The sequence below is a fragment of the Psychroflexus curvus genome, from assembly GCF_020164585.1.
GTDB lineage: Bacteria > Bacteroidota > Bacteroidia > Flavobacteriales > Flavobacteriaceae > Psychroflexus > Psychroflexus curvus.
In genome coordinates, this window is sequence record NZ_JAIQZF010000004.1 from 368,341 (window position 1) to 382,318 (window position 13,978).

13 protein-coding genes are annotated in these 13,978 nt (G+C 38.2%); 3 read left to right on the plus strand and 10 right to left on the minus strand.

From position 1 onward, the window contains the following. Window positions 1–10: 10 nt before the first annotated feature. A complete protein-coding gene (locus LB450_RS08230) occupies window positions 11–694 on the minus strand; it encodes a peptidoglycan DD-metalloendopeptidase family protein (RefSeq protein WP_224487438.1) in 684 nt (227 codons plus the stop codon). Between the two features lie 79 nt (window positions 695–773). Continuing rightward, window positions 774–1,202 (minus strand): Ohr family peroxiredoxin, encoded by a 429-nt coding sequence (locus LB450_RS08235; protein ID WP_262902909.1) that lies wholly within the window; start codon window positions 1,200–1,202, stop codon window positions 774–776. A gap of 86 nt (window positions 1,203–1,288) precedes the next feature. Between LB450_RS08235 and meaB the strand changes: the two genes are divergently transcribed. Then, complete coding sequence (gene meaB / locus LB450_RS08240) at window positions 1,289–2,371, plus strand: methylmalonyl Co-A mutase-associated GTPase MeaB (RefSeq protein WP_224487439.1); 1,083 nt, start codon at window positions 1,289–1,291, stop codon at window positions 2,369–2,371. Here meaB and LB450_RS08245 read toward each other — a convergent pair. From LB450_RS08245 to LB450_RS08255, 3 genes are read right to left on the minus strand one after another with little or no spacing between them, the layout of a single operon-like run. After that, window positions 2,368–2,949, minus strand: a complete 582-nt coding sequence (locus LB450_RS08245; RefSeq protein ID WP_224487440.1) for a phosphatase PAP2 family protein — start codon at window positions 2,947–2,949, stop codon at window positions 2,368–2,370. The two genes, meaB and LB450_RS08245, sit on opposite strands and share 4 nt — an antisense overlap. 7 nt (window positions 2,950–2,956) lie before the next feature. Beyond that, the gene (locus LB450_RS08250; protein ID WP_224487441.1) at window positions 2,957–3,181 is read right to left on the minus strand and encodes a hypothetical protein; all 225 of its coding nucleotides are present in this window, start codon (window positions 3,179–3,181) and stop codon (window positions 2,957–2,959) included. Continuing rightward, a complete protein-coding gene (locus LB450_RS08255) occupies window positions 3,178–4,545 on the minus strand; it encodes an MATE family efflux transporter (protein WP_224487442.1) in 1,368 nt (455 codons plus the stop codon). Before LB450_RS08255 ends, LB450_RS08250 begins: the two co-directional genes overlap by 4 nt. Window positions 4,546–4,726: 181 nt before the next feature. Here LB450_RS08255 and LB450_RS08260 point away from each other — a divergent pair, with 181 nt between their 5' ends. Further along, window positions 4,727–5,332 carry a hypothetical protein gene (locus tag LB450_RS08260; protein ID WP_224487443.1) on the plus strand — a complete coding sequence of 202 codons (606 nt, stop codon included), beginning with the start codon at window positions 4,727–4,729 and terminating at the stop codon, window positions 5,330–5,332. Here LB450_RS08260 and LB450_RS08265 read toward each other — a convergent pair. The 3 genes from LB450_RS08265 to LB450_RS08275 all read right to left on the minus strand — a co-directional run bounded on the left by LB450_RS08265 (window position 5,325) and on the right by LB450_RS08275 (window position 8,464). Next, window positions 5,325–6,497, minus strand: a complete 1,173-nt coding sequence (locus LB450_RS08265; protein ID WP_224487444.1) for a sigma-54-dependent transcriptional regulator — start codon at window positions 6,495–6,497, stop codon at window positions 5,325–5,327. The two genes, LB450_RS08260 and LB450_RS08265, sit on opposite strands and share 8 nt — an antisense overlap. A gap of 230 nt (window positions 6,498–6,727) precedes the next feature. Further along, window positions 6,728–7,858, minus strand: a complete 1,131-nt coding sequence (dnaJ, locus tag LB450_RS08270) for a molecular chaperone DnaJ (RefSeq protein ID WP_224487445.1) — start codon at window positions 7,856–7,858, stop codon at window positions 6,728–6,730. A 6-nt stretch (window positions 7,859–7,864) separates the two neighbouring features. Further along, the gene (locus LB450_RS08275; RefSeq protein ID WP_224487446.1) at window positions 7,865–8,464 is read right to left on the minus strand and encodes a nucleotide exchange factor GrpE; all 600 of its coding nucleotides are present in this window, start codon (window positions 8,462–8,464) and stop codon (window positions 7,865–7,867) included. A gap of 120 nt (window positions 8,465–8,584) precedes the next feature. Between LB450_RS08275 and LB450_RS08280 the strand changes: the two genes are divergently transcribed. Then, a complete protein-coding gene (locus LB450_RS08280) occupies window positions 8,585–9,259 on the plus strand; it encodes a YceI family protein (protein ID WP_224487447.1) in 675 nt (224 codons plus the stop codon). Window positions 9,260–9,343: 84 nt separating this feature from the next. Here LB450_RS08280 and LB450_RS08285 read toward each other — a convergent pair whose 3' ends face one another. Both LB450_RS08285 and rpoC read right to left on the minus strand, forming a co-directional pair. Next, window positions 9,344–9,661 (minus strand): DUF3467 domain-containing protein, encoded by a 318-nt coding sequence (locus LB450_RS08285; protein WP_224487448.1) that lies wholly within the window; start codon window positions 9,659–9,661, stop codon window positions 9,344–9,346. Between the two features lie 2 nt (window positions 9,662–9,663). Further along, window positions 9,664–13,971, minus strand: coding sequence for a DNA-directed RNA polymerase subunit beta' (gene rpoC / locus LB450_RS08290; RefSeq protein WP_224487449.1), 4,308 nt, complete (start codon window positions 13,969–13,971; stop codon window positions 9,664–9,666). Window positions 13,972–13,978 lie beyond the last annotated feature (7 nt).

Consider the following 13,978-nt stretch of genomic DNA (forward strand, 5'->3'; position numbering starts at 1 on the left):
ATGTTGAATTTTAAGATTTAAAGTTGAGTAAGAAATTAGGGTCTGGACAATTGTTCCTGTAAAAATCCAAATCACTTTCAGAAGATACTCCCGGGTAATCCCCGGTTTTATCGTCCATATCCAGAATAAGTTGAAAATGCAAATGGGGTGCGTAATTCCCGTTGACTTCGTTTGTACCCAGATAAGCTATTGGATGTCCCTTTGAAACCTCCTCTCCTACCTTGTAATTAAGCAAGGATTCTCGGGATAAATGACCATAAAGTGAATAGAATTTAAGACCCCCTAAGTCATGTTCCAGAATTATCGTAGGCCCATAATCCCCGAAGTTTAAATTATCCCTCTGACTATGGATTTTACCGGGTAAAGGAGTATAAATGGGAGTTCCGGCTTCTGCCCAGACATCTACACCCAAGTGGATGTTTCTTTTATGAGAACGAGAGTTTTCTCCAAAATAGGAGCTTCGGTCGTAAAGGCTTCTTTTCTCTAAATATCCACCAATAGCTGCTTTAGCATCTCTGGATGTCAGATACATCTTCAGATACTCCTGAAGGGCAAATTCAGTAGACAAATCAATGTTTAGCTCTGAAGTTTTTTGATCTGAAAGGTCCAAGGAAACGTAATCACTCTCAGAATAAGAAGGACCAAGTATGGAGAAAAACTTAGGACTGAGGTGATTTTTTATCAGATTCAGCATAAAAAATAAGCATTGAGTTTTTAACTAACAAAACCCCAACTTTCATTGGGGTTCTAAAGTATTCAAAATGATGTGATTATTACTCGTCTCTCAAAATATTTAGCGTCACATCGATATTGTCTCGAGTTGCTCTGGAAAACGGACAAACGACGTGAGCTTCATTAACTAAGGTTTCGGCTGTTTCAATCTCACTTACACCAGGAAGGTAAGAGTCTAAGACTGCTGACAACAGGAGATTCCCGTCCTCTTCTTGGTTGATACTAATATGAGCAGTAACGCTAAAATCACCTAAATCAACTTTGTGCTTTTCTGCCACCAAACTTAGAGCACTTCCAAAACAAGCTGAGTAAGCTGACCCAAAAAGCAGCTCTGGATTAACTCCATCGCCTCCGTCACCACCAAGGCCTTTAGGCATACTCAATGGCATATCTATAGGACCATCTTCTGTTTTTACGTGACCTTTTCTTCCTCCAGTCGCTGTAGCTTTCGCTGTATAAAGTGTTTTCATGTGTTTTATTTTTAGTTTTATCGAATATACTAAGTACAAGAGCTCAGTAAAAAAATGAATTCATAAATTTGTACTAAATGTAAATTATGTCTTCGTCCAAAAATAGAAAATCTGCGCTTAAGGAAACTAAAAGCGATCCAAACCTCAATCTGAGTCAGTCGTCCGCAGAAAAGATTAAGGCTTTAAGAAGGGAATCAAAAGACATTCAAAAATTAATTGAAGGTATTTTAAATGGCAATAAAACTAACTTAAGTCAGGCGATAACGCTCATTGAAAGTCGAAGTAAACGGCATGCTGAAGACATAAAAACCATTATATCGTCGTGTTTGCCGCATTCCAATAAGTCTTTAAGAATAGGGATTACGGGTGTTCCGGGTGTAGGAAAAAGCACGTTTATAGAGCAACTAGGCTTACTTCTGGCGGGAAAAGGGCATAAGGTTGCCGTGTTGGCAGTGGACCCTTCCAGCTCGGTGACCAGAGGAAGTATTCTGGGAGATAAAACGCGTATGGAGAAGCTGGTTCAGCACCCCAATGCATTCATCCGCCCAACAGCTTCCGGGGAGTCTTTAGGCGGTGTAGCCAGAAAAACACGGGAAAGCATTTTGCTGTGTGAAGCTGCTGGATTTGACATCATGCTCATAGAAACCGTTGGTGTTGGACAAAGCGAAACCGCTGTTCATAGCATGACGGATTTCTTTTTACTATTAAAACTCGCTGGAGCTGGTGATGAATTGCAAGGTATAAAACGCGGCATTATTGAAATGGCTGATGCTATTGTCATCAATAAAGCAGATGGAGAAAATATAAAAGCTGCTAAAAAAGCAAAAGTTGAATTCAATCGTGCTTTACATATGTATCCTTCAAAGGCTAATGGCTGGGAACCAAAAGTGAAACTTGCCAGTGCTTTAAAAAACGAAGGCATCGAAAACGTCTGGAATATGCTTTCCGATTACTTTTCAAAAGCAAAAGGCAATGGATTTTTTGAAGAGAAAAGAGCTAGTCAAAATAAATTTTGGCTCACACAAAGCATTGAAGATTCTTTGAAAAAAGAATTCTATCAAAATGAAATTATCAAGGCTGAATTTCCGAAAATCCTGCAGAAAATTCAGGGTCAGGACTTAAGTCCTTTTGAAGCGGCAGAATATCTTCTAAATAAAGCTAAATCCTAAGATTTTTGCTTGTAGTCATTATTGAATTTACCGGTTAGATATTGATGTAGTTTGAAGAATAAAAACCCTGCTACTATTCCAAACAAACCACCAGTAATAATATCTCCGGGGTAATGCACACCGATATAAATTCGGCTATAAGTGATCAGGATGGCCCATGAAAACATCCAGTAAAATACATTTTTATAATAAGGCTTAAGCAAATTAGAGATAAAGGTGGCTACAGCAAAAGAACTAATGGCATGGCCAGAAAAATAACCGTATTTGCCGCAGCGTTTTGCCAGAAACCTACCATATTCCATAAAGGCTTCGTTACAGGGTCTCCATCGCTCGAAAGTATCCTTAAATAAATTGGACAGCTGGTCTGTGAATGTGATCATTAAAGCCACTACTACAACTGTGATTGCTAAACCCCTTAATTTTGTCTTTTTGTAAATTATAAGTAAAAGAATACCATATAAAGGAATCGAAACTTCTTTCTCGGTAATAAACACCCAAAACCAGTCCCATTCTTTAACTCCAAGATTATTGAGGTAAAGAAATAAGTCTCTGTCTAAATTCTGAAGTTGTTCCAGCATATATTATTTATTGGTAACGGTCCACTTCTCTATCGTAAAACTCGGAAGCTTCTTTGATTAAGTTATTGGTTTCTTCCACCATTTCTTCTTCATTTTCAACATCAAAATCTTCAAACCATTCAATATCATCTGTTTTTAAGTCGATGATAAACCTTGGAAATTCTGTGTGAATAATGAATATCGATTCGGGATAATCTGTATTATCACCTAATATAAATCTCGGTAATTTCATGTGGTTGTTAGTTTATTTTCTCCAAAAGTAAGAATTTGTTTTTTGGAGAGCATATTAAATCTGATGTACAACATAATCGCTGAAGCTGTAAGACCAGTAAGCAAACCTAACCAAATCCCCATACTCCCCAAAACTTCAGCCTTCCCTGTGAAATAGGAAACGGGCAAACCAATAAGCCAGTAGGCAATAAAACATATAAGCGTTGGCACTTTCACATCCTGAAGCCCCCGTAAGGCACCAAGAATCGCCACTTGCAGACCATCGCTCAGTTGAAAAAGCGCTGCGATAATCAACAACTGTGAAGCAAGTATAATGACTTCAGTATCATCTATGTATAATGTGGGTAAGAAGCCTTTCAAAAGAATGAAACCAAGAGCAAAAACACCCTCAATCAAAAATACCTGCAGGAAAATTGAAAAGGCAACATCTCTTAAGGTTTTAAACTGCCGCTTCCCTTTTTGGTTGGACACTCTAATGGTAGCAGTAACGCCTAGCCCGACAGCAATCATAAACGTCATGGAAGCCAGATTAAGGGCGATTTGATTGGCAGCCTGTGCTTTGGTTCCTAAAGTTCCTGCCAGCAGGACGGTTGCTGTAAAAATCCCTCCTTCAAACAACATTTGTAAAGCAGTTGGGAAACCTAAATTGACAAGTCTCCTGAAAATAGCTTTATCCAAAGACTTTTTCATCAGAATAAAATAAGATTTCAATTTCGGTCTTTTGCTTAAGATAAGGTAAAGCAAAATCAGCATAAAAACCCTGGAAATTAATGTGCCAATCGCGGCACCTTCCAATTCCAGCCGAGGGAAAAACCAAATTCCGTATATCAATAAATAATTGAATATGACATTGACTACATTCGATAAAATAGTAGCGTACATCGCATATTTGGTCAATGAAAGTCCATCTGCAAATTGCTTAAACCCCTGAAAAATCATTAGGGGAATCAAAGAAAAAGCAACGATATCCAGATAGGGCAAAGCCAAATCAACCACATCTTTTGGCTGATCGAGATGGTATAGAATTGGCTTTACTAATAAAAGTAAGAGAAATAAAACTATGCCATTGACAGTGCACATCACAAGACCATGCTGAAAATATCTACGCCCTTTTTTAGCATCACCTTCTCCGTCGGCCTCGGCAATAAGTGGTGTGATCGCAAAACTAAACCCGATACCAAGAAAAAGAGCGAAAAAGATAAGCGTATTACCCAGAGAGACGGCTGCCAGAGGGGCTGCTCCAAGTTTCCCTATCATCAAATTATCGACGAAACCAACCAAAACATGACCTAATTGCCCCAGCATAATAGGCAAGGCTAAACTAAAGTTCTTAGAAAATTCTTTGGTGTAAATCGATAGGTTCAAAGCCTGCTTTTTTCAGAAAGCAAAAGTACACTTTGAGATTAGAATATAGAATTGTGACTGATGATTTAATTCTTAAATATTAGTCTTATTACAAATGCCAGTTTCGTCAAGAAAACAGATTTAGCTTTTAAGATGATAGATTTACTTTATATTTGAAAATTCATTCTGAAAATAAAGAGACTTGAAAAAAGATTTTGACAAGGAAGAAATAATTCAACATGTATCCACATTGTTGCAGGAAATTCCTACATCCATGGAAATCGTAAAAGACGATTCTAAAAAAGAGCAGAGGTTTCTTTTTTTAGCCAGACACATGGTAGAGAAAGCCATTAAAAAAGATGCCTTATTGGTTTCTGACGATGGCAGAGGCATAGCTATCTTTTTTAAAATGGATGGTAAAGGTGACGGATTTTGGTCAGGTTTAATTCAGGACCTCAAGCTTGCTTTAAACGTAACTGGCATCAAAAAAGGCTTAAAAGCTTTAAAATCTCAGAAGTTTGTCAGGAAACAGCGACCAAACGAAGGTGAATTTTTATACTGCTGGTTTTGGGGTATTTTACCAGATGCCCGAGGAAATACAAGCGATAAGACTCCTTACAAAATGAAAGATGAAATGTACCGTATTTCTAAAGCACTACAGCTTCCCATCTACGCAGAAACCCGCATCAGAAAAGTGAGTATAGCTTACAGGAGATATGGCTTCAAAGTCCTTAAAGAATGGGAACACCCAAGTGGTGACACGATGTATTTTTTAAGATATACCCCACCAAAACCTGAGTCTAAGTAGCTTTTATCTGAACGAATCTTCTCACATCAGCCTCTGTTATTTTGTGATCACCTAAGATGATTAATCGTTCGACAACGTTACGTAACTCTCTTATATTTCCTGTCCAGTTGAGCTGTTCTAAAAGCGAGATGGCTTCAGGCTCAAAGACCTTAGGCTTTGTCCCCTGTTCTTTAGCGATTTTTTCAGTAAAATGTTTGATGAGCTCAGGAATATCTGCTCGTCTGTCTTTAAGCGCTGGAACATGGATAATAATCACAGCTAATCTATGGTATAAATCTTCTCGAAATCTTTTCCCGTCGATTTCATCTTTAAGGTCTTTATTGGTAGCAGCAATAACCCTCACATCTACTTTTATATCCTTATCGCTACCTACACGCTGTACTCTGTTCTCCTGTAAAGCCCTCAACACTTTGGCCTGAGCTGAAAGGCTCATATCACCGATTTCATCAAGAAAAATAGTTCCCCCGTTGGCAGCTTCAAACTTTCCGGCTCTGTCTTTATTGGCTGAGGTAAAAGCACCTTTAACGTGACCAAACAATTCGCTTTCTATCAATTCTGAGGGAATTGCAGCACAATTCACTTCTATAAAAGGGCCTTTATTTCTATCGCTTTTTTCGTGGAGCCAGTGCGCCACAAGCTCTTTACCAGTTCCATTTTCTCCAGTGATCAAAACTCTGGCTTCGGTAGGAGCCACTTTGTCGATCATCGACTTAATCTGGTCGAGTTCCTCTGACTTCCCAATCATCTCAAATTGTTTGGAAACTTTCTTTTTTAGCTGTTTGTTTTCTTTTGCTAACTGGGTATGATCTAAAGCAATTCTGACTGTGTTCAATAAACGATTGAGATCGGGGGGCTTAGAAATATAGTCGAATGCTCCCATTCTCATGGTTTGGACTGCAGTCTCAAGATCTCCATGACCAGAAATCATAACAACGGGGAGCTCTGGCTGTAATTTCTGACAAGCGGATAAGACTTCCAGACCATCCATTTTCGGCATTTTGATATCACAGAGCACCAGGTCATATTTATTTTTTTTAATCATTTCTACACCTGACAAACCATCTTCAGCTTCGTCGATATCATATTTATTTTCTTCTTCAAGTAATATTTTTTTTAAAACTCTACGTATAGCATCTTCATCTTCGATAATGAGTAGTGTTGGCATAACTGTGTATTTTGAATTAAATATAAGTTATATCAGAAGTTATAGAGCATCTACTTTACTTTTTTTAGAATATTTTAAAAGCTCAGTAGAAACCAATTTAAATAGTAAAGCTTTAAAAAAACAAAACCCACCCTACAAAAAGCAGGGTGGGAAAAAAAATTGCTATGAAAAAGAAAAACACCGCTAAAAAAAAGCGGTGTTCAAATATATATAATATTTTGTTAACTAAGTTACGAAAACATGTCTTTTACCTTTTCAAAGAAGGATTTGTCCGACTTTTTTGGATCAGGTTCAAAATTAGAATCTTTTAAGTTATATTCAAAAAATTCCTTTTGTTCCTTGGATAGAGTTTGAGGTGTCCATACATTGATGTGGACAAGCAAATCTCCAATACCATAACCATTAAGATTAGGAAGACCTTTATTTCTAAGTCTTAAAATCTTTCCGCCTTGTACACCAGGCTCAATTTTTATTCTCACTTTACCGCCTACGGTTTCAATTTCTTTACTTCCTCCTAAAGCAGCTTCAGGATAGCTTATGTAAAGGTCGTAATGTAAGTTTTCACCATCACGCTGCAAAGTTTCATGATCTTTGACTTCAATTAAAACAATCAAATCTCCAGGAACTCCGTCTCCTACAGGTTCATTTCCTTTGTTTCCAACTTTCAATTGCATACCGTCTTCAACGCCGGCTGGAATCTTGATAGAAACCGTTTCTTCCGTCATCTTCAAACCATGAGCATCGGTACCCTGACCTTTTTTATCTATGATTTGACCAGAACCTCCACAGGCTGTACAAGGTGAAGCGGTTTGCATTCTACCCAAGATAGTATTGGTTACCCGCGTTACCTGGCCAGATCCTTTACAGGTTGTACAGGTTTTAAAGGTTGTATCTGATGGCTTTTTCTTACGAGAAACTTTGACTTTTTTCTCTACACCTTTAGCTACTTCTTCGAGGGTTAAACTCACTCTTATTCTTAGATTGCCGCCTTTAGCTCTTTGTCTTCCGCCACCGCCGAAGCCTCCTCCGAAACCGGAGAACCCTTGACTTCTTCCACCGAAACCACTGCCGAAAATATCGCCAAATTGGCTGAAGATATCGTCCATATCCATACCTCCGCCGCCAAAGCCTTGAGATCCATCAAAGGCACCATGACCGAATTGATCATACTTTTGCCTTTTCTGCTCATTTCCTAAAACTTCGTAAGCTTCGGCAGCTTTCTTAAATTTGTTTTCAGCTTCAGTGTCATCGGGATTTTTATCGGGATGGAATTTGATAGCCATCTTCCGATATGCTTTCTTGATTTCAGCTTGTGATGCACCTTTAGATAAGCCTAATATGTCATAATAATCTTCTTTCATAATTTTTTATTTTCCCGTGACTACTTTTGGATAACGTATGATTTTGTCACCTAAAGTATATCCTTTTTCAACAACATCTACAATTTTGCCTTTCATGTCGTCACTTGGTGCTGGAATTTGTGTAATTGCTTCATGTAATTCAGAATCAAAAACATCTCCTGCTTTTACTGGCATCACCTCTAAACCTTTGTTTTTAAGGGTTTCTCGAAGTTTATTATTGATTAACTCGACACCTTCAACAAGTGAATTGTCCTCAGATTTTTTGATCTCCAGCATAGCTCTATCAAAATCATCAAGAACAGGAAGCATAGACTGCATTACATCCTGACTTGCAGTTTTGAACAGTTCGATACGCTCTTTAGAAGTTCTGCGCTTGTAATTTTCGAATTCCGCAAACAATCTCAGGTACTTGTCATCTTTAGCATCGAGTTCCTGCTGTAACTGCTCTTCCTTAGAAAGCTGTTTTTCAGTTGCCTCAGCAGTATCTTCCTGACCTTCAGTTGAAGATGTGTCATCATTTTGAGATTCAGAAGTTTCTGTATGACCTTCATCGACTTTAGCGTCAACTGGTTCTTTGTCTTCTGATTTTATATTCTTATCACTCATGTCTTACTATTTATTAATCAATTGGCAAATGTGTTGCCAATTGCACTTTAATGCCATAATGACATACCGCAAGTGTGGAATGTTTTTGGATAGTTGTTTTAAAATCAAAACAAATAAAAAATGAAAAAGAATGTAATCAATTCAATGTTAGTTTTATCATTGATAGCACTAGCCTTAAGTTGTAAAAGCGACAAGAAAACTGAAACTTCTGATGAGAAAAAAACCGCAGAAACCTCAGAAATGGCAACAACTTATAAGGTTGATGTAGATCAGTCTAAGATTAAGTGGATAGGATCGAAGCCAGCCGGAGAACACAATGGAACAGTTTCTCTGTCAGAAGGAACTTTGACAGCCAATGGTGATGAATTAGTAGGCGGCACTATTGTTATTGACATGACAAGCGTTGACGTACTGGACTTGGAAGGTCAGGATAAAAAGGATTTGGAAAACCATTTAATGGGATATTCAAATGGTAAGGAAGATCATTTTTTCAATGCCACGAAATATCCTGAAGCTAACTTTGAAATTACAGGCGTCAATACGGTTGAAAATCAAACCATGTTATCTGGAAATTTAACTTTGAAAGACACCACAAAGAACATCACTTTCCCAGTTCAGGTTTCTATGAATGAAGCTGATGATTCGCTTGTATTACTTTCTGATGATATTATTTTGGACAGAACTGAGTGGGGAATCAAGTTTATGTCTAAGTCTTTTATTGAGAATCTTGGAGATAACTTTGTAAGCGATGAAATGAAAATAGCATTTGACTTGACCGCTTTTGAAGCTGAATAGGGGTTAAAGCAAAAAAACTCAAATAAAAAATCCCTCAAAACTTAATTTGAGGGATTTTTTTATATCCGGACTTAAAAGAGAAGGTTAAGCTTCTCCTGTAGGTCCACCAAAATTCATTGGAATATTGGTTTTTTCCTGTTCTTTAATCGGTCCCTGGCTTTTCTCAAAACGATTGATATTATCATTCAAAGCTCTCAACAGGCGCTTAGCATGCTGAGGCGTAAGTATGATTCTAGATCTCACTTTATTCTTAGGAGACCCAGGCATGATGTTCACAAAATCCAAAACAAACTCAGTTTGTGAATGATTGATGATGGCCAGGTTACTATAAATCCCCTGTGCCACGTCATCATCTATTTGGATATTGAGCTTCTGCTGCTTTTTATCGTCTTGATCGCTCATGGTTAATTAAAGTTTACATTCACTTCCTGTTTCTTCTCCATCATTGAGGCCAGTTCTTCTTTAGACCCTACAATGATATCGTCAAACTCTCTCAATCCTGTACCCGCCGGAATTCTATGTCCAACGATTACATTTTCTTTCAAGCCTTCCAAGTAATCCACTTTACCACTTACCGCAGCTTCGTTTAGTACTTTGGTTGTTTCCTGGAAGGAAGCAGCCGAGATAAAGGACTTGGTCTGTAGAGAAGCTCTAGTAATACCCTGCAATATTGGCGCTGCAGTTGCAGATTCAGCATCACGTGCCGTAACCAGTTGCTTGTCTTCGCGTTTCAGGATTGAATTTTCATCTCTCAATTCACGTAAAGTAACAACCTGTCCGGGCTTAAGCGCAGTACTGTCTCCGGCATCTTCTACGATTTTCTTTCCGAAAATATTATCGTTTTCTTCAATGAAATCTTCTTTATGCACCAGTTGATTTTCTAGGAATATAGTATCACCGGAATCCTGAATTCTTACTTTTCTCATCATTTGTCTTACGACAACTTCAAAGTGCTTGTCATTAATTTGAACCCCCTGCAATCTATATACTTCCTGAACTTCGTTCACTAAGTATTGTTGAACTGCACTTGGGCCTTTAATGTTCAGGATGTCTTCTGGAGTTACAGAACCATCTGACAATGGCATACCAGCTTTTACATAGTCATTTTCCTGTACCAGAATCTGGTTAGAAAGTTTGACCAGGTATTTTTTGACTTCACCAAGTTTAGATTCTATAATGATTTCACGATTACCTCTTTTGATTTTACCAAAAGATACCACACCGTCAATCTCACTTACTACAGCAGGATTTGAAGGGTTTCTCGCTTCAAACAATTCTGTAAGACGTGGAAGACCCCCTGTGATATCACCTGCTTTAGATGATTTTCTAGGGATTTTCACTAAAATCTTTCCGATTTTGATTTCTTCATCATCATCTACCATCAAGTGAGCTCCAACTGGTAAGTTGTAAGATCTCATGATTTCATCATCATTATTCTTAATGTGAAGTGTTGGAATCTTACGTTTGTTCTTAGATTCTATAATTACTTTCTCCTGGAAACCAGTTTGCTCATCACTTTCAACCTCGAAAGTTTGACCTTGTGTGATGTTTTCAAATTCAATTTTACCAGAGAATTCTGAAATAATCACACCGTTATAAGGATCCCACTTACAGATGACATCACCTTTTTTGACTTTATCGCCAGGGTTAATCATCAATTCAGAACCATAAGGAATAACGTTTGTACTTAAAGCAATTCCAGATTTTTTATCTATAATTTTAACTTCCGAAGTTCTCGAAATAACGATATCAATTTTCTTTCCTTCGCTATTCTGACCTTCAACAGTTTTTAAATCTTCGATTTCTGCTACACCGTCAAATTTAGCTTCAAGTTTATTTTCTTCTGATATGTTACCTGCAATACCACCTACGTGGAAGGTTCTTAAGGTTAGCTGTGTACCTGGCTCACCAATAGATTGAGCGGCGACTACACCAACAGCTTCACCGCGTTGTACAGTTTTGTTGGTAGATAAGTTTCTACCGTAACATTTCACACAAATACCTTGTTTAGCCTCACAGGTTAATGGAGAACGCACTTCAACAGAGTTTAAAGCTGAAGCTTCAACCTTATCAGCTGCATCTTCAAGAATCTCATCACCAGCATTCGCAAGAAGTTCCTGTGAAATTGGATCCACGATATCATTCAATGCTGTTCTACCTACGATTCGTTCACCAAGACTTTCTACTACTTCATCGTTTTTCTTCAATGCTGAAACTTCAATACCTCTCAATGTTCCACAATCTTCTTCTCTTACGATAACATCCTGAGAAACATCTACCAGTCTACGCGTTAAATAACCCGCATCGGCAGTTTTGAGTGCAGTATCGGCAAGACCTTTACGTGCACCGTGAGTAGATATAAAGTATTCTAAAATCGACAGACCTTCTTTAAAGTTGGAAAGAATAGGGTTTTCAATAATTTCACCACCAGCAGATGTAGATTTTTTAGGCTTAGCCATCAATCCACGCATACCGGTTAACTGGCGAATCTGTTCTTTAGACCCCCTTGCACCAGAGTCAAGCATCATGTATACCGAGTTGAACCCTTGCTTATCTTCACGAATTCGCTTCATAGCAAGTTCTGTCAAGTTAGCATTGGTCGCCGTCCAGATATCAATAACCTGATTGTAACGCTCGTTGTTGGTGATAAGACCCATGTTATAGTTTCCTATAACGCCTTCTACCTGCTCGTTAGCATCATCAATCATAGATTGTTTTTCTTCAGGGATAATAATATCACCTAAAGAGAAAGACAATCCACCTCTAAAGGCGAAGTTGTATCCAAGACTTTTGATCTCATCAAGAAACTCAGCGGTTTCAGGGACAGATGTTTTCTTAAGCACTCTTGCGATAACATCACGAAGCGCTTTCTTAGTCATGACATCGTTGATGAAACCAACACTGTCTGGAATAGATTCATTAAACAAAACTCGTCCAACAGTCGTTTCAATATTTTTCTTGACAATCTCACCGTTCTCATCAACATCATTAGTTCTGATAGTGATCAAAGCATTTAAGTCAACCTGCTTCTCGTTATAGGCGATATTGACTTCTTCTGCAGAGTAAAACTTAAGACCTTCTCCTTTCACTTTCTCTTCCGGAGTAGATGATCTTGGTTTGGTCATGTAGTATAATCCAAGAACCATATCCTGAGAAGGTACAGTAATTGGGGATCCATTAGCAGGATTCAAAATACTGTGTGATGCCAACATCAAGAGTTGAGCTTCCAGGATAGCTTCTGGTCCTAAAGGTAAGTGCACCGCCATCTGGTCACCGTCAAAATCGGCATTGAAGGCAGTACAAACCAATGGGTGTAACTGTATAGCTTTACCTTCAATCAATTTTGGCTGAAAAGCTTGTATGCCAAGTCTGTGAAGGGTTGGAGCACGGTTAAGTAACACAGGGTGTCCCTTTAACACGTTTTCAAGAATATCCCAAACTACAGGCTCTTTTTTGTCTATTATTTTCTTAGCGGATTTTACAGTTTTTACAATTCCTCTTTCAATCAGTTTTCTGATCACAAAAGGCTTGTAAAGTTCTGCTGCCATATCTTTAGGCAATCCACATTCGAACATTTTCATTTCCGGTCCAACGACGATGACAGAACGGGCAGAATAATCCACACGCTTACCTAGAAGGTTTTGTCTGAAACGTCCTTGTTTTCCTTTTAGGGAATCAGAAAGCGATTTCAGTGGTCTGTTAGAATCCGTTTTAACAGCAGAAGATTTTCTTGTGTTGTCAAATAGAGAATCTACAGATTCCTGAAGCATACGCTTCTCATTTCTAAGAATAACTTCCGGAGCTTTTATTTCCATCAATCGCTTTAAACGATTGTTTCTGATAATCACTCGTCTGTAAAGGTCATTCAAATCTGATGTCGCGAAACGACCACCATCAAGAGGAACAAGAGGTCTTAATTCTGGTGGAGTTACAGGGATCACTTTCATGATCATCCACTCAGGATTATTTTCTCTGTTGTTTTTAGAATCTCTAAGCGCTTCAACAACCTGAAGACGTTTTAGAGCTTCCGTTTTTCTCTGCTTGGAAGTTTCGTTGTTTGCTTTGTGTCTGAGGTCATAAGAAAGCTCATCTAAATCTAGACGCTTTAGAATTTCCAATAAACATTCAGCTCCCATTTTAGCGAGGAACTTGTTAGGATCGTCATCGTCTAGGTACTGATTTTCCTGAGGAAGTCCATCTAAAATATTCAGGTATTCTTCTTCAGTTAAGAAATCCATTTTCTTAAGCGGCTCTCCTTCTTCGTTCTTCGCATCCCCTGGTTGAATAACGACATAGCGTTCATAATAAATGATCATGTCGAGTTTCTTGGAAGGAATTCCAAGAAGGTATCCAATTTTATTTGGCAATGATCTGAAATACCAAATGTGAGCTACAGGAACAACTAAATTGATGTGTCCAACGCGGTCTCTTCTTACCTTTTTCTCGGTAACCTCTACACCACATCGGTCACAAACGATTCCTTTGTAGCGTATTCTTTTATATTTTCCACAAGCACATTCATAATCTTTGACAGGGCCAAAAATTCGTTCACAAAACAGTCCATCTCTTTCTGGCTTGTGTGTTCTGTAATTAATAGTTTCAGGTTTTAAAACTTCACCTCTGGATTCGGCTAGAATACTTTCCGGAGAAGATAAACCTATAGAGATTTTATTAAATCTCTTTTGTGTATTCTTATCATTATTTCTTGTCATAATACAA